Here is a 17,076-nt window from a genome sequence, read left to right on the forward strand (position 1 = left end):
CTTAGGAGATTCTCCTAAGTCTTTTCTCATGAAAGGTAGAAAACTATGATTTATTTAGACAATGCTGCTACAACAAAACCGTCAAAGGAAGCACTTCAATCATTCAATCAAGTGTCGGAGACACTGTTTTATAACACGGCATCAATTCACACTGGTGGGCGTGAATCGGCTCGACTGCTTGAAGCAGCACGTGGTCAAATTTTAAAGGAACTTGGAATGATTAACCATTCATTAATCTTCACGAGTGGGGCAACTGAAAGTAACAACATCATCCTCCGAGGAATGATTGAAAGAAAGCTGAAGTTCGGTAAAACTGTTTTAGTTTCTGAACTCGAACATCCAAGTGTAGTGAACGTCATTGAACAATATAAAGATCAAATTAATTTGAAATTTATCAAGACAACGCAACAAGGTGTCGTAGATTTAGATGATTTAAAAGCGAAACTGGATGATGACGTGATTCTTGTTTCGATCATGGCGCTCAACAATATTATTGGTAGCGTTCAACCAATCGAGGAAATCGGGAGGATTTTAAAATATTACAATAAAGTATATTTTCATGTTGATGCGACTCAAGCAGTAGGTAAGGTCAAACTTAATTACAGCGACGTCGATGCACTGACACTTTCTGCACATAAATTTTACGGTGTGAAAGGTGCAGGGGCATTAATTGTTAAAGATATGAACGTCATTGATGCAATCCTTTTGGGTGGCGGTCATGAAAAAGGTAAACGCAGTGGTACTGTGAATTTACCTGCAATCGTTGCGATGGCAAAAGCCCTCAGGATTTCAAACGAGAATTTAGAAGAAAAAAATGATAGATTAGAAAAGCTTAATGACCTTGTGCGTGAACACTTTAATACTTATAAGAAGATGAAAATACAAAAAAAACATTCACCGTATTTCATTAATTTATCATTTGTAGGTGCTAAAGGTGAAATCGTAGTAAACGCATTGTCAGAGCTTGGACTTTATGTTTCGACAACGAGCGCATGTACTTCAAAGTCAAATGAATTAAATGAGACACTATTTGCAATCGGGAATCGAGCAGACGTTATTGAAGGTAGTATACGAATCAGTTTTAGTCAAAGCACGGCGTCTGAAGATGTCAACGCATTAATTAAAGGACTGGACACAGTCTATAATCAGTTAGGAGATATATTACATGAAGTATGATCATATACTTATAAGATACGGGGAACTCACACTTAAAACTAAAAACAGAATGATGTTTGTTAGTAAATTAAAGTCGCGCATGGAGCGTGCATTAAACTCTACAAGTGCAGTCGTTCATGCAAATCGCGACAGAGCATACATCGACTTAAATAATGAAGATGAAGCACTTGTTATGAATAAAATTAAGCATATAAGCGGAATTCTAAGTATGTCACCAGTTGTTAAAATCGAAAAATCAGTAGAAGCAATGAAAGAATTCGCAGTTAAATTCGCTAAAGGATTCGATAAGGGTAGCACATTTAAGATAGAAGTAAAACGTGCAGATAAAAATTTCATTTTTAAAACACATGATATTCAGCAACTACTTGGTACTGAGGTATTAATGAACGAAGACCACCTAATTGTAGACGTTAGAAAACCGGATTATAAACTCATGGTTGAAGTACGTTTTGATGCCATCTATATGTATTCTGAAGTGCTCATGGGAGTAGGTGGATTGCCACTTGGTACAGGAGGTAAAGCACTCTTAATGCTGAGTGGAGGAATAGACTCGCCTGTCGCAGGTTTCGAAATTATGAAGCGTGGTGTTGAAATCGAAGCAATTCACTTTCACTCACCCCCATATACAAGTGAAATGGCATTAGATAAAGTGAAAAAGCTCATCGATATTATGTCTGAGAAATCTGGAGAACACATCAAACTTCACGTTATTCCATTCACGGATTTACAAACGACGATTCACGACTTTATACCAGATAACTTATCTATGACGACAACACGACGTATAATGTTAACGCTCGCAGAGAAACTTGCAACAGAAATTGGAGCAGAAGCTATTGTTAACGGTGAGAATCTAGGACAAGTTGCATCACAAACTTTAACAAGCATGTTTGCAATCAATGAAGTCACGTCAATGCCAGTACTCCGTCCGCTCTTAACATTAGAGAAGAACGAGATCATAAAAAAAGCTGTTGAGTTTGAAACTTATGAAACATCAATTCTTCCATATGAAGATTGTTGCACAATTTTTAAACCAAAAGCGCCAAAAACTCGTCCAAACTTAGAAAAAGTGAAACAGTTTGAAAGCAAGATGGATATCACTGAAAAACTTGAACTTGCTTTAAAAAATCATACGATTTACACAGATGACGAAAAAAACACGTCAGAGTTTATAGACTTACTTTAATTTAATGTTACAAATTTGTTACACTGAAACTAACCTAAAATAAGGAGTGTCAGTATGAAAAGAACCGTAGCATTAATTTCAGCAATCGCGTTAGTATTGATTGGTATTTCGATGAGTGTATACAACACATTCCGCGCAGCTGAGTGGGAAGATTTTTTTACAGAATTAACACAAACATCAGCAGAGATTCCAGAAACTGTTGTTGAAAAAGGCGATGAAATGAATCGTATCGCAATCATCAACATTGAAGGTGTCATCCAAGATATTCCGATATCTCAAGGTATCTTTGCCATCCAAGGCGGTTATAACCACCAAATGACAATCGCAGCGATTAAAAATATTATTGAAGATGATACTACAAAAGCAATTATTCTAAATATTAACTCACCAGGTGGCGGTGTTTATGAAAGTGCAGAAATTCATAAATACCTAGTTGAAGCAAAAGCTAAAGGAAAGAAAATCTACAGCTCTATGGGCAATATGGCAGCTTCAGGTGGATATTATGTATCCGCACCAGCTGACAAGATTTTTGCAACAAACGAAACGATCACAGGTTCAATTGGTGTAATCATGCAAAATATTAACTACCATGAACTTGCTGAGAAGTATGGTGTGAAATTTGAAACATATAAATCTGGAGAAATGAAAGACATGCTTTCTCCTACAAAAGAAACGCCTGAAACTGAAAAAGAATATATACAAAGTATCGTAGATTCTATGTACAGCGACTTTGTAACAGTTGTTTCAGAGGGTCGTGGAATGAGTGAAAAGGATGTGCGTAAACTTGCAGACGGTCGCATATACTTAGGTAGTGAAGCGATGAAAAATGGTCTTGTTGACGAAGAAGGTTACTTTGATGATGCACTAAATGCACTAAAAAAAGAGGTGGGTAAGAACCCTCAAGTATATGCAGTAGGTGGAGATCCATCTGCGCTAGGATTCTTTAATTTAAAAGCACCAGACATGATTCAAAGCTTATTCAAACAAAACGATATTGAGACAATTCAAGCACTCATGCAAAGACGACAAGGTATTCAACCAATGTATCTATATGAATAGGAGGACGTATGATGTACGAAGTAAATGAAGCCAATAAATACTTAGTACCCGATACTCTAATCCGATTTCTCGCTTATGCAATAGATATATTAGTGATATGGAGTATCAAACACATTGCCATTATTCCCGTTATACACATGCTAAAACTAGATTCCATTCGTGTGATATTTGATACGTTTAGTATTGCAACGATGTCTAGTGTTGTTCTATATTTTGTTTATTTCTTCTTTATGACTTACCTCTTTAGCCAGACATTTGGTAAAACTATTTTTGGTTTAAAAGTAATGTCTCAGAACGGTAATAAACTCACAATAGGACAGGTGTTTTTCAGAGAGATAATCGGACGAATTATTAGTAAACAATTATTTAATTTACCTTATTTAATGATTTTATTTAACGAAAAACGCCTCGGACTTCATGATTATATTGGAGACACATTGGTTGTAAATGAAAAGTCTTACTCTTATAATGAAGTCAATACAGGAAATTATGAAACGCATAATCATCCTGAACAAATGGAGGTTGAATCGAATTATGGTAAGCATAACTTTTAAAGGCACAGAAATCGATTTAAAAGGGAATGAAGTGAAAGTAGGAGACACTGCGGAAGACTTCACACTTATTAACACAGTAATGGATGAGGTTAGCCTATCAAATTTTGATGGTAAGAAGAAATTAATTAGTGTTGTACCTTCACTGGATACAGGTGTCTGTCAAGTACAAACTAAGAACTTCTATAAAGAAGCAGCTGACGTTGACAACTCTGTTTTAATCACAATTTCAAATGATCTTCCATTTGCACAAGCGAGATTCTGTGCAGATGCAGGCCTAGATAATGCTGTGACTTTATCAGACCACAGAAACTTAGATTTCGCTGAAAAATACGGAACGTTAATGGACTCATTACGTCTCCAAGCACGTAGTGTATTTGTTTTAGACGAAAACAACAAGGTAGTTTATGTAGAGTATGTTGCAGAAGGCACAGACGAACCAGACTACGAAAAAGCAATTGAAGCATTAAAAAATGCATAAAGTTTAATATAGGACTATCTTAGGGTAGTCCTTATTTTTTTGAGGTGAACTATGGACGAGAGTAATTTAGAAAAGATTTATGCCACACTGATTAGCCGTGTAGAAGATTTAATTAAAGCAGAGGATATTTCAAGGTTAGAGGCGTTATCGCGCGCACTCATTGAAGTGGATGTTGAAGGAAGTAGAAGTGAGAAACGTAAAGCATTCCAATTTGCATATTTAAAACAAATTCAAGATGAGCCTGTTCAATCGAACCACCAGTTAACACCAGATATGATAGGGATTATCGTTGGATATATTATCGATTTATTATCAGATAAACAGGCGAGGTCAGTCATTGATGTGGGGAGTGGAACAGGTCACTTATCATTTACATTAAAAGAAGTAAATGAAGAGATTGAGCTTACTGGTGTTGAAGTGGATCCAACTCTTGTTGAGATGAATGCGAACCTTTGTGAGTTTTTAGAGACTGAAATGATGATTCATTTAGAGAATATCATTGAGCCTGGATTCATTCAGATGCACGACGCAGCAGTAGGTGACTTACCAATTGGTTATTACCCACTAGAGGTAAAAGGCTATAAGACTGCATTTAAAGAAGGACAGAGCTTTGCGCATTTGTTAATGCTTGAAGCCGCAATGAATTATGTGGAAGAAGGCGCGCTAGGGGTTTTTATTGTCCCAAGTTCAATTCTCACAGAAAAAGCAGATACGTTTAAGACTTACATCACTGAAGATGTGACAATGCAAATGTTTTTAAACTTGCCTAAATCAATTTTTAAATCTAAAGATGCGGCAAAATCTATCATTGTTCTTAGAAAAGGGTATTCACCACTTAAGAATAAAGAAGTTCTGATTGGTGATATTCCAGACTTTAAAGATCAGCATGGTATGACATCATTCTTAAGAAAATTAGATGAGTGGCATAACCGTTAATTTATGTTTTGAATTCGCAGTTCAGGTTATAGATAAATAAAACATAATTGGAGGATTTAGAAATGAATTACGACAAATTGTATATCAATGGCGAATGGGTAGAATCTCATAGTAATGAAATAATCGAAGTTGAAAATCCTGCTACAAAAGAACGATTTGCGAAAGTACCTAAGGGTAACGAAAAAGATGTTGATGATGCAGTTGAAGCTGCAAAAATAGCATACAAAGAATGGAATAACACGGATTTCGAAACAAGAAAAGAGTATCTCAAAAAAATTCGTGATGGTATTGAAAAAAGACAATCTGAATTCGAATCGATTATACGCAAAGAGTTAGGTTCATCATATCACTTTACGACGACAGGCCAAGTGCAGCTTAGCTTAAATGAGATTGATGCGGTGCTTGAGCATTCCGATAAAGTAAAGTTTGAAGAAAAGCACGACGGTTTCACTTTATTACGTGAAGGTATTGGAGTCGTTGCAGGTATTACACCATGGAACTATCCATTAAACCAGATTCAGCGTAAGTTATCTGGCGCGTTGCTATCCGGCTCAACAATTGTTGTGAAACCAAGTTCAGATACCCCGATTGCGGCATTCTTACTTGCAGAAGTGATCGATGAAGCGGGACTCCCAGCTGGGGTATTTAACCTTGTGACAGGATCAGGGAGTGGTGTGGGTGATTACCTCGCAGGACACGAAGATGTACGCATGGTTTCATTTACTGGATCGACTGATGTTGGTAAGAAACTATATGAACAAGCAGAGAAGACCGTTAAGAAGATTTCACTAGAGCTTGGTGGTAAGAGTGCGAACGTTGTCTTAGAAGGTGGAGACTTAGAAAAAGCTGTTAATGCTTCTATGGACACCTTGACGAACAATACGGGACAATCATGTTCGGCATTATCTCGACTGTTAATTCCTGAGGATAAAAAACAAGAAGCTGAAAAGTATATAACACAGTACGTAAAAGAAAAAGTTCGAGTAGGTAATCCAGAAGACGAAGAAAACACGATGGGACCTGTTGTTTCTAAAAAACAATACGAACAAATTTTAGCGTACATTGAAAGTGGTAAGAAAGAAGGCGCAACAGTGCTAGTAGGTGGAGATGTACCAGAACTAGATGGATACTACATCAACTCTACAGTATTCACAGATGTGACGAATGACATGACGATTGCTAAAGAAGAAATTTTTGGTCCAGTTTTATGTGTGATCACGTATAAAGACAAAGAAGAAGCATTAGAGATCGCGAACGACTCAACTTATGGACTCTCGGGAGCTGTATTCGGAGACAGTAAAGAGGCATTTGAATTCGCTAAACAAATGGAAACAGGAACAGTGATTTTAAATGGTGCGAAGCGCATGCCATATGCACCATGGGGTGGTTATAAAGAATCAGGAGTTGGAAGAGAAATCGGTTGGTTCGGAATTGAGGAGTACACAGAAATTAAAGTTGTATTGAATGAAGAATAGGTTAAAATAGGCTGGGATGAACATTCCGGCCTTTTTATTTAATTCAAAGTTTAGTTGGTTTCATTTCTAAAATAAAATATAAAAACAAACGATATACAAAAACGCCATGCCTCAAAAGGAGGCATGGCGTTCATTTTGTTTAAAATTATTTTATTGCTCGCCTTTAACAAGTTCGTCTGTTGCAACAACTGGTTTGAAGTCTGCAGGTAATGTTTCAGTTCTTACGACTAGCACATCACATGGTGAGTGACGTACGATCGCTTCTGAAACAGAACCAATAATAAATCTTTCCACTGCGTTTAGACCCGTAGAACCTACAACAACTAAGTCAGCTTGTGTGTCTTTAACGATTTTTTTAGGAATGACTGCTTTAGGTGAACCGTATTCAACAACTTTTACGACATCTGAAATGCCTTGTTCTGTTGCATGTTGTACATAACCTTCAAGAAGCTTTTCTGCAAAAGTTTTCGCACGTTCTGAAATTGTACGGTCGTATGCTTCTACTGAAGCATAGCTTCTAGTATCAATGACGTTTGTCACAATTAAGCGTGCGTCGTTTCTTTTTGCGATGTCAACCGCCTTTTGGAATGCCCATTCTGCTTCATGTGAACCGTCAACCGCAATTAAAATGTTTTTGTAGTTTAACATTTAATATTTCCTCCCTTAAATCATCTTCTATAATTATCATACCCTAATTTCATAAAAATTAATTAATATTAGTAAAAAATTATTATGATTAAATCACTTTATTATTGTGATACACTAAAAGTGAGTCAAAGCGACAATATAATTGAATTGAGGGGATATTTATGATTATTGGTATTCCAAAGGAGTTAAAGAACAACGAGAATCGTGTGGGCTTAACACCAGCAGGAGTATATGCATTTGTTGAAGCAGGACACGAAGTACGCGTTGAAAAAGGGGCAGGGGTAGGATCGTTTTTTACGGACGAAGACTACGAGAAAGTTGGCGCAAAAATCTATGACCATGTCAGCGATGTTTGGGCAGCAGATATGGTAGTTAAAGTTAAAGAGCCAATCGAACCGGAGTACAAGGAGTTTAGAGAAGGTCAAATTCTATTTACATACCTTCATTTAGCACCAGAGGTAGAACTAACAAAAGCGTTAAAAGAAAAAAAAGTGACTGCAATTGCATACGAAACGATCACAGGTAAGAAAGGGGACTTACCATTACTTGCTCCTATGAGTGAGGTGGCGGGTCGTATGGCAACACAAATTGGTTCTGAATTCCTACAATCAATCAAAGGGGGACGCGGAATTCTACTCAGTGGTGTACCGGGCGTTGACCGTGGTCATATCACGATTATTGGTGGAGGTAACGCAGGCATGAATGCAGCTAAAATTGCTGTTGGTCTTGGCGCGAAAGTAACAATCATTGACCTTGATGCTAACCGTTTAAGAGAATTAGAAGACGTCTTTGGTTCAAGCATCCAAACATTAATGTCTACACCAATGAACATTAAGCAAGCGGTTGAACAAAGTGATCTTGTGATTGGTGCAGTATTAATCCCAGGCGCAAAGGCACCTACACTTGTTTCTGAAGAAGTAGTTAAAAATATGAAACCAGGTTCAGTGATTATTGATATTGCGATTGACCAAGGTGGTATATTCGCAACGACTGATAGAATCACGACACACGATGACCCAACATATGTGAAACACGGTGTAATTCACTACGCAGTAGCAAACATGCCAGGTGCGGTACCAAGAACATCAACGATTGCACTAACAAACGCAACTCTCATGTATGGTTTACAAATCGCAAACCTAGGCCCTGAAGAAGCAGCAAAAAGAAACCCAGGATTACTCCAAGGGTTCAATGTATACGATGGGCATGTAACTTATGAAGCTGTTGCAGAAGCACAGAATCTAGAGTACACTCCAATCGAATCTTTAATTAAATAATCGCAACAACTTTAAAAGGGATGAGTTTAACGAGCTCATCTCTTTTTTCTATTGAAGAAACAACTGGGATAATTTCTATGCGATTACGTGCAAAGCTTCTTAACTTCGCGAGTGGTTGCAATGCTTTAAAATCGCTAAAATCTAAATCTCTAGTGTCATACATGAGGCCAGAAACATTGACCTCTATTAACTCCTCAACTGTTTTACTATGTAAGAAGCTTGGTATTGTTGTAAATGCTGGACCAACAATTAAGTGCTTACTTCCGATTAACTTAGAAATTTCGCTGAGATAGTTTTTATCTAGATAGACGCTTTCGTCACTTAAAAATTGATTAGTCAGGAAGCCTTCTACATTCGGACTTGCCTTTATTAATTCATAATGAATATTATTTTTCATGAAAGTATCTGTTTCTTCTGAAACGTTAATTGACATAAAAACTTCCGATTCAGGGTGGAGTTTTTTATACATTTCTAACAGTGTAATTGACACAGCGTCTAATTGTTCAGATGCAAATAATGCAACGTCATGCTGTATTGAAATTTGATTTGTTCTATAAAATGTTTTCATATGACACCTCTTTGCTATCATATCACATTAGAATTATAGAAATGATTGTTATAATATGAGGTGAGAAGGGTATATCAATCAATAGTGAGGAGGCAACATTTATGAAAGTTTCATATCATGGACATTCAGTTGTCCAATTTGAGAATAACGGTAAAAAAGGGATTATTGATCCGTTCATTAACGGCAATGAACTTACTGATTTAAAAGTAGAGGATATTGTTGTAGATTATATTCTACTCACACATGGTCATAACGACCACGTCGGAGACACAGTTGAAATTGCGAAGAAAAATGATGCTACAGTGATTGCTCCATTCGAGCTTGCAAACCTAATGGAGTCTAAAGGTTGTAAGACACTCCCAATGGGAATTGGCGGTAAGAAAGAATACGACTTTGGTGGCGTTAAGTTCGTTCATGCTTTCCATTCAAGTAGCTTTAACGAAAATGATGGTTCTGTATCATATACAGGTATGCCGACAGGAATCATTTTATTCTTAGGAGATAAAAAAGTCTATCATGTTGGGGACACAGGTTTATTTGGTGACATGAAGCTCATTAGTGATATTAACGGTGCGTTTGACGTTGCTTTCGTACCTATAGGCGGTAACTTTACTATGGACGTGTCTGACGCAATCATCGCAGTTGATGAGTTCATCAAACCTAAGATTGCTGTACCTGTTCACTACAACACGTTTCCACCAATTGAACAGGATCCTGAAGTTTTCAAAAAAGGGTTAAAAACGGAGTGCCAAGTATTAACGCCTGGAGAATCAGTTCAATTTAAATAAAATAATACGCAAAAGTGACTGATTCACTTTTGCGTATTTTATTATCTAGCGTTGTGCTTTTTCACGGTGTTGTTTTCTTTCTAACTCTTCCCATGCTTTATTTTCAATAGGAAGATTATCTTTAAAGTACTTGCGTGCTTTATTAAAATGCCATGCATTAAATCCACCGAATAAAATAAAGATTCCGCCAATGATATAACTCACAACAGTGTTGAACTGGATCATTGAGTTGATACCAAAGATCACCATAAAGAGTCCAAACCACATACGTGACATAGCGTTATAGTACGCTTTTCTTACATCTCTTCTCGTTCTCACTTGTAGCACTTTGTATATTAAAAATATTAGAAATGACAAAATGAGTAATGTGACAACTGAAGAAATAAGGATTTTTAAACCGATATCCATTTACTACAACTCCATTCCATTGTAGTATAATTGGAATTACTGATATATACAATACAGAACGGATGAAAATAATATGTTCACACATTTTACACAACAATTAAATGAGTTTAATAAATATAAGAATGAAGTATTTACCTCTATTGAAGAAAGTGATTCAATCGTGATTTTACGTCATGTGAGACCAGACCCGGATGCTTTGGGATCGCAGTTTGCATTAAAAGCATTTTTAAATGAGAAATTCCCTGAGAAGACTGTTCGCGCACTTGGTGAAGGGGAGTCAACACTGGAATTTATGGGTCAACTCGATGAAGGTGAAATTAATGAGCATGACCTAGTCATTATTCTAGATACCGCGAACGTAGAACGAATTGACTATAATGGCGCAATTCCTGAGTCTTGTAAGGTGTTAAAAATTGACCACCATCCTAACAGAGAACCTTATGGTGACGTGAATATTGTAGAAATTGGTGTTTCATCAACTTCTGAACTATTATTCATGCTACTTCACGATTTCGACATGTCATCAATTACAAAAGAAGTTGCTGAGAAAACATATCTCGGTATTATCGGAGATACAGGCCGCTTTCTATATAATTCTTACCCAAGCACATACCAGGTTGCAGCTGCAGTTGTGGATTTAGGTGTGGACACGAGCGAAGTATTAACGAGACTTTACAAGAAAAATTTGAATGACTTTAGATTTACAGGATACCTTATCAATAACTTTTCATTGACTGACAAGGGCGTTGCTTATATCTATGTGAGTGAATCAGTTCGTGAAGAGTACGGTGTAACTGAAACGGACGCTGCGTTACAAGTTAACTTATTTAGAGATTTAGAAGACGTAAAAGTATGGTTCATGGCTCTAGAGTCTGGAGATGAAATCAGAGTACGTTTACGTTCGAAGAATACAGTCATCAACGATGTAGCTGAATACTTCGGTGGGGGCGGGCACCAACTCGCATCAGGTGTGCGTTTCAGAAGACGCGAAGATTTACAAAAATTAATCCATAAAATAGAAGAGAAACTATAGGCGTTACAGAGGAGTGAACGTATGATCAATTTAAATGTGCACAGCAGCTATGAATTTTTAAATAGCAATATTAAAATTGATCAATTGCTAGAAAAAATAGATGCTGACGGGCAAAGAAGCGTTGCGATCACCGATTTTAACTTCATGCACAATACGTATGAGTTTATTCAGTGTGCACAAAAGAAAAATGTCAAACCAGTTGTTGGTTTGGCTTTTTCTTTAGATGATGGCATGGAAGGTATTCCGTTCGTACTCTATGCTAAAAACATGACTGGATATGCATTCTTGGCACGCCTGTCATCAAGGTTAAGTTACAGTAACTTAACACGTACACCAATATCTTACTTAAAAGATATGACAGACTGTATCATTGTTGCGAAAACTGAAAAAGGCGTGTCGTATTTAGATCGATTCAGTATCGACCAAGACGATAAATACATTTCTCATAGAATTGAGAATTTAGACGGACACAAACCAGCATACATAGAAGATGTGTTTTATCTTGAACCTGACGATAAGCATGTTGTAGATGTACTAAGAGCGATTCAAATGAATACAAAACTGGACATCGACTTTTTAAATAGGGAAACAGGTAATCAGTTCGTTAAAACATTTGATGATATTGATTTGTCAGAAGAAATATTACTTAATAATCAAGAGATTGTGGATAAGTGTAACGTAGAGTTACCTCATGTAGAATTCACACTACCTAAGTACGATAAGACGAGAGATTCTAAAGCGTATTTATTAGAAGAATTAGAAATCGCATTTCAACAAAAAATTCATAGTGATCATGACAATTATCGTGAGCGCATGATCTATGAGTATAAGACAATCGTAAATATGCATTATGAAGACTATTTCTTAATCGTAAGTGACTTAATTCGATACGCGAAACGCAGTGATATTTACGTTGGTCCCGGACGAGGTTCATCGAGTGCGAGCTTAGTGTCATATTTATTAGATATCACAGATCTTGATCCATTAAAATATGATCTTCTATTCGAGCGTTTCCTAAACCCGGAACGTGTCTCTATGCCAGATATCGATATCGATTTTGCGTCAGTAGACGTCCCAAGAGTCATCAGTTACTTAAAGAATAAATATGGTGACATGAATGTTGCGCACATATTAACATACAGTAATTTAACAGCAAAAAGTGCCGCACGTGAAGTAGGTCGTATTTTTAGTTTTACGGATAGCGAAATGCGTGAAATTTCAAATATCATCGATGAAAATAATAATGATTTAATTGAAGCAATCGATTCAGAACGTTTTAAAAACCTCGTTGAATTAGAAAATAAATACACGATCATCCGACAGATCGCGCCTAAGTTATTAGGACTACCTAGGAATACGTCTCAACACGCTTCAGGTATACTGCTAGGACGCGAGCCACTTGTACATGATATTCCGACTATGTTTGACGGTGACACAATGAAGAGTCAGTGGCCAATGAACGACGTTGAAGCAGCAGGACTACTTAAAATAGACGTCTTAAGTTTAAATACACTGACACTTGTTCGTTATATCAACCAATTGGTGAAAAGAAAGCATCCAAACTTTGACATTAATACAGTGCCTTTTGATGATGTGAAAACATTCAAGCTTCTGAGTGCGGGTCAGACAAGTGGTATTTTCCAGCTAGAGTCAGATGGTATCACAAACGTATTAAGGAGATATAAGCCAGAAAATTTGATGGATTTAGCACTGGTACTGGCATTATATAGACCTGGTCCAATGGGTGAGATTGATTCTGTTGTTAAGAAAAAGCATGGAAAAGAAATTGTTGAATACCCACTCGATGAAATCAAGAGTATTTTAAAAGACACATATGGAGTCATGATATTTCAAGAACAAATTATGCAAGTTGCGCGTAAAGTCGCCGGATATTCTCTTGCTGAAGCGGATTTAATGAGACGCTCTATGGCGAAGAAAAACCGCGAGACGATGATGAAAGAAGAAAAGAAATTCATTTCTGGTGGAATTAGAAATGGTTTCGATGAAGACACGGTCTCATCATTATTTTCATTGATTTTGAAATTTGCAGATTATGGTTTTCCAAAATCACACGCACTCGTGTACGCGATGACATCTTACCGAATGGCATATTTAAAAGCACACTTTAGAGAAGAGTTCTACGCAGTGATGCTTATGGAGCATAGAACTGAAGAAGACAAACGTTCAAAAACACTTGCGGAAATGAAGCGTCTGGGTGTTGATTTAAAAAGACCAAGCATTAATAAATCTCGATATGTGAACACAGTGGATGGCGGTGTTCAGCTTGGTTTTGGAATGATCAAAAGCGTGTCTAAGAAACTTGCGGATGCATTTATAGAAAATAGAACCAATGAACCCTATACAGACCTCTATGACTTTGTAACGAAAAACACAGAGTTACAACCGAGTGAAACGCAACTGCAGATGCTTATATTATCTGGTGCAATGGATGACTTTAATGAAAATAGGAAGACGATGTTGCAGACAGTTCCAAGAGCGATAGAAGTCATTAAAGATGGCTTAGACTACGGGGGATTCTTAGAAACGCTAGGGTTCGGTGTCAAAAAGGAGTTCCAAAACCTTGAAGAGATGTCTCAAATGGAAATGATTGAAGGAGAAGCAACTGCATTAAACTTCTTCATTTCAACACATCCTGTCTTACTTACGGAAAAAGATTACGAATATATCCCGTTTGATTTACTGTCAAAGAAACAAAAAGGACAGTTAGGAACGTTTCTTCTATATAATGTAAATGTTAGAAAAATCACTACAAAAAATAAAGAAGAGATGGCATATATTAATGTGACGGACGGTAGACAGGAGATAGATGCTGTATTGTTTCCTAGAAACTATTATGTGAACATTGCTAAATTACAAAATAAATTTATTGTTGTTAACGGTCGAATGGATGAATATAGAGGCACAAAACAATTAGTAATCAATGCAATATATAATATCGAAGAGTACACGAGAGCGTATTTAGAACGCGCAAGATATGTCTATATAAGAAATACAGAATATGGCAAAGTTAAAGATTTATTCAATACAAAAGGAATACCTGTGTTTAATATTAAAAAAGAGCAAATGGGTTTATTAAGCCCTGAAAACTATAAAGCTATCATCACTCGAGCTGGTAAACAAAATATTAGATTTATGCTGTAAACAATTGAAGCCGTGTTGTAAAAATGATATTATCAGTGGTATGACCACTTTAAAATGATAAATGTAGGTATGATTATGAAAGAAAAAACAGGTTTAGAGTATGTACTTCAAGAAATTAATAAGATTATTATTGAAGAGGATATTAAAGTTGGCGAGAAACTGCCAAGCGAGCGTTATTTAAAAGAACAACTTAATGTTTCTAGACAAAGTGTACGCGAAGCACTTCGAGCTTTAGAGATGTTAGGTGTGATCTATGTACGTATTGGTGAAGGAACATTCCTAGCAGACTTTAAAAATCATAAGCTGTTTGATTTAATCGGTAAGTATATCGTAAGAACCGATGAACAGCGCATGGAACTCCTCGATATACAACATATTATTGAGGCGCATATTAATGAAAAATATGATGGTGAAAAAGCGGTTGAAGATGATAATAATCAAATTCTAAAAACACTGTATGCTGTAATTAAAAGCTATACAGATAATTTGTAGAATTGGGGAGTAAAAAATGGTAATCGACTTATTTTATAAGCTGAATAGAAAGCGAACGAAATTAGATAAGAAGGGCATCGACACTGGTGATAAGCCAATAATGACGAAATGTCCAAGCTGTAAAAAGATGTTATATACGAAAGAGCTAGAGAAGAGTGTATATGTCTGCCCCAATTGTGACTATCATTTCCCAGTTACAAGTCAAGAACGTATGAAAGTATTATTCGATGAGGGTACAGAAATTAGACTCTTCGATACAATCACATCAAGAAACCCACTAGACTTCCCGAACTACATGTCTAAGCTAGAAAAAGACAAAGAAATAGCGGATCTAAACGAAGCCGTTCGCGTAGGCCACGGAAAAATTGATGGTGTTGATGTTGTCATTGCGACAATGGACACACGTATTCGTATGGGGAGTATGGGAAGTGCTGTAGGTGAAATCTTAGCACGTGCATTTAACTATGCAACTGAGAAAAAGCTTCCTGTAATTGTGTTTACAGCGAGTGGGGGGGCAAGAATGCAAGAAGGTATTCTTTCACTGATGCAAATGGCTAAGGTGAGTGTAGCCATTGAAAGACACTCAAATGCAGGTCTTTTATATATTGCATATATGACGCATCCGACAACTGGTGGTGTTAGCGCGAGCTTTGCTTCTGTAGGAGATATCAACTTAGCAGAAAAAGGGGCACTAATCGGATTTGCTGGTAGACGTGTAATCGAAGAGACAATTCGTGAGAAATTACCAGATGATTTCCAAACAGCAGAATTCTTACTTGAGCACGGACAGCTCGACCGAGTTGTAAACCGTAAAGAGATGAGAATTACGTTAAGTAATATTCTAAAACTACATTGCAACGGGGTGAAAGTAGATGGCGTTTGATTTCGAATTGCCAATCATAGAACTTGAAGAAAAAGTTGAAGAATTAAAAAAATATGCGACAAAAAACAAAATTGACTTATCCAAAGAAATCACATTTTTGGAAAAGAAGATAGATGTTAAGCGTACTGAAATTTATTCCAACTTAACGCCATGGCAACAAGTTGAGATTGCGAGATTCATCGAACGTCCAACAACTCTTGAGTATATCGATGCAATCTTTGATGATTTTACGGAGTTCTTTGGTGATCGTTACTATGGTGACGATAAAGCAATCGTTGGAGGTATCGCATCATTTAATGGACAACCTGTCACGGTAATTGGACATCAACGCGGTATGAGCACAAAAGAGAACATTGAGAGAAACTTTGGTATGCCACACCCAGAGGGTTATAGAAAGGCCCTTCGTCTCATGAAGCAAGCAGAGAAGTTCAATCGTCCAATCATTTGTTTTATAGATACTAAGGGCGCTTACCCTGGTAAAGAAGCAGAAGAGCGTGGACAAAGTGAAGCAATTGCTAAGAATTTAGTCGATATGGCTGGATTATCTGTACCAATTATTTCAATTGTAATTGGAGAAGGTGGATCTGGGGGTGCGCTCGCACTTGGTGTTTGTGACAAACTATACATGTTAGAAAACTCGACATACTCTGTAATCTCACCTGAAGGTGCTGCGAGTATTCTATTTAAAGACGGCTCTTTAAAGGAAATTGCAGCAGAATCATTAAAAATTACGGGTCAAGACTTATATGACTTAGAAATTGCGGATGGATTAATCAAAGAACCACTTGGTGGCGCACATCACGATAAGCCATTTGTGTTTAACGAAACTAAAGCAATTATCGAACAAGGTTTAAAGGAGCTCGCAAAAATTAAAAAAGAAGATTTAGTGGATGCTCGATTTGATAAGTATATGAAAATAGGAGACTTTGTTGAATAAGAGGCATTTTGCCTCT

The 17,076-nt window shown here is 36.8% G+C and carries 17 protein-coding genes; 14 read left to right on the forward strand and 3 right to left on the reverse strand.

Annotation, left to right across the window (positions count from 1 at the left end; all coding sequences use genetic code 11):
- The first annotated feature begins 45 nt into the window (after positions 1–45).
- The 7 genes from H9D55_RS04640 to H9D55_RS04670 all read left to right on the forward strand — a co-directional run bounded on the left by H9D55_RS04640 (position 46) and on the right by H9D55_RS04670 (position 6,864).
- On the forward strand, positions 46–1,176 hold the full coding sequence (locus tag H9D55_RS04640; protein WP_186077303.1) for a cysteine desulfurase family protein: 1,131 nt from the start codon (positions 46–48) through the stop codon (positions 1,174–1,176).
- Complete coding sequence (gene thiI, locus H9D55_RS04645; protein WP_186077305.1) at positions 1,166–2,362, forward strand: tRNA uracil 4-sulfurtransferase ThiI; 1,197 nt, start codon at positions 1,166–1,168, stop codon at positions 2,360–2,362. The genes H9D55_RS04640 and thiI overlap by 11 nt, the downstream gene beginning before the upstream one ends.
- Before the next feature lie 54 nt (positions 2,363–2,416).
- Positions 2,417–3,421: a signal peptide peptidase SppA gene (sppA, locus tag H9D55_RS04650; protein WP_186077306.1), complete on the forward strand. Its 1,005-nt coding sequence runs from the start codon at positions 2,417–2,419 to the stop codon at positions 3,419–3,421.
- 11 nt (positions 3,422–3,432) lie between these two features.
- On the forward strand, positions 3,433–3,975 hold the full coding sequence (locus H9D55_RS04655) for an RDD family protein (protein WP_208454733.1): 543 nt from the start codon (positions 3,433–3,435) through the stop codon (positions 3,973–3,975).
- Entirely contained in the window at positions 3,956–4,453 is a 498-nt protein-coding gene (tpx, locus tag H9D55_RS04660; protein ID WP_186077310.1) for a thiol peroxidase, read from the forward strand. The genes H9D55_RS04655 and tpx overlap by 20 nt, the downstream gene beginning before the upstream one ends.
- A gap of 51 nt (positions 4,454–4,504) precedes the next feature.
- Complete coding sequence (locus H9D55_RS04665) at positions 4,505–5,389, forward strand: class I SAM-dependent methyltransferase (RefSeq protein ID WP_186077312.1); 885 nt, start codon at positions 4,505–4,507, stop codon at positions 5,387–5,389.
- Between the two features lie 62 nt (positions 5,390–5,451).
- Positions 5,452–6,864, forward strand: coding sequence for an aldehyde dehydrogenase family protein (locus H9D55_RS04670; RefSeq protein WP_186077314.1), 1,413 nt, complete (start codon positions 5,452–5,454; stop codon positions 6,862–6,864).
- A gap of 150 nt (positions 6,865–7,014) precedes the next feature.
- Here the strand turns inward: H9D55_RS04670 and H9D55_RS04675 are convergent, their stop codons facing one another.
- A complete protein-coding gene (locus tag H9D55_RS04675) occupies positions 7,015–7,512 on the reverse strand; it encodes a universal stress protein (protein WP_186077316.1) in 498 nt (165 codons plus the stop codon).
- Positions 7,513–7,673: 161 nt separating this feature from the next.
- Here H9D55_RS04675 and ald point away from each other — a divergent pair, with 161 nt between their 5' ends.
- Positions 7,674–8,789, forward strand: a complete 1,116-nt coding sequence (gene ald / locus H9D55_RS04680) for an alanine dehydrogenase (protein WP_186077318.1) — start codon at positions 7,674–7,676, stop codon at positions 8,787–8,789.
- On the opposite strand, the gene H9D55_RS04685 is transcribed toward ald, so the two are convergent.
- Positions 8,782–9,357: a hypothetical protein gene (locus tag H9D55_RS04685; protein ID WP_186077320.1), complete on the reverse strand. Its 576-nt coding sequence runs from the start codon at positions 9,355–9,357 to the stop codon at positions 8,782–8,784. The two genes, ald and H9D55_RS04685, sit on opposite strands and share 8 nt — an antisense overlap.
- Before the next feature lie 101 nt (positions 9,358–9,458).
- On the opposite strand from H9D55_RS04685, the gene H9D55_RS04690 reads away from it, so the two are divergent.
- The gene (locus H9D55_RS04690) at positions 9,459–10,145 is read left to right on the forward strand and encodes a metal-dependent hydrolase (RefSeq protein WP_186077322.1); all 687 of its coding nucleotides are present in this window, start codon (positions 9,459–9,461) and stop codon (positions 10,143–10,145) included.
- 45 nt (positions 10,146–10,190) lie between these two features.
- Here H9D55_RS04690 and H9D55_RS04695 read toward each other — a convergent pair whose 3' ends face one another.
- On the reverse strand, positions 10,191–10,553 hold the full coding sequence (locus H9D55_RS04695; protein WP_186077324.1) for a YtpI family protein: 363 nt from the start codon (positions 10,551–10,553) through the stop codon (positions 10,191–10,193).
- 73 nt (positions 10,554–10,626) lie between these two features.
- On the opposite strand from H9D55_RS04695, the gene H9D55_RS04700 reads away from it, so the two are divergent.
- From H9D55_RS04700 to H9D55_RS04720, 5 genes are all read left to right on the forward strand, one after another.
- Positions 10,627–11,586: a DHH family phosphoesterase gene (locus H9D55_RS04700; RefSeq protein ID WP_186077326.1), complete on the forward strand. Its 960-nt coding sequence runs from the start codon at positions 10,627–10,629 to the stop codon at positions 11,584–11,586.
- A 21-nt stretch (positions 11,587–11,607) separates the two neighbouring features.
- Positions 11,608–14,748 (forward strand): DNA polymerase III subunit alpha, encoded by a 3,141-nt coding sequence (dnaE, locus tag H9D55_RS04705; protein WP_186077328.1) that lies wholly within the window; start codon positions 11,608–11,610, stop codon positions 14,746–14,748.
- Between the two features lie 75 nt (positions 14,749–14,823).
- Positions 14,824–15,240, forward strand: coding sequence for a FadR/GntR family transcriptional regulator (locus H9D55_RS04710; protein WP_186077330.1), 417 nt, complete (start codon positions 14,824–14,826; stop codon positions 15,238–15,240).
- Between the two features lie 16 nt (positions 15,241–15,256).
- Positions 15,257–16,123: an acetyl-CoA carboxylase, carboxyltransferase subunit beta gene (accD, locus tag H9D55_RS04715; RefSeq protein ID WP_186077332.1), complete on the forward strand. Its 867-nt coding sequence runs from the start codon at positions 15,257–15,259 to the stop codon at positions 16,121–16,123.
- Positions 16,113–17,060, forward strand: coding sequence for an acetyl-CoA carboxylase carboxyltransferase subunit alpha (locus tag H9D55_RS04720; protein ID WP_186077334.1), 948 nt, complete (start codon positions 16,113–16,115; stop codon positions 17,058–17,060). The genes accD and H9D55_RS04720 overlap by 11 nt, the downstream gene beginning before the upstream one ends.
- Positions 17,061–17,076 lie beyond the last annotated feature (16 nt).

Origin of the sequence: Phocicoccus pinnipedialis (genome assembly GCF_903994035.1) — a bacterium.
GTDB classification, from domain to species: Bacteria; Bacillota; Bacilli; order Staphylococcales; family Salinicoccaceae; genus Phocicoccus; species Phocicoccus pinnipedialis.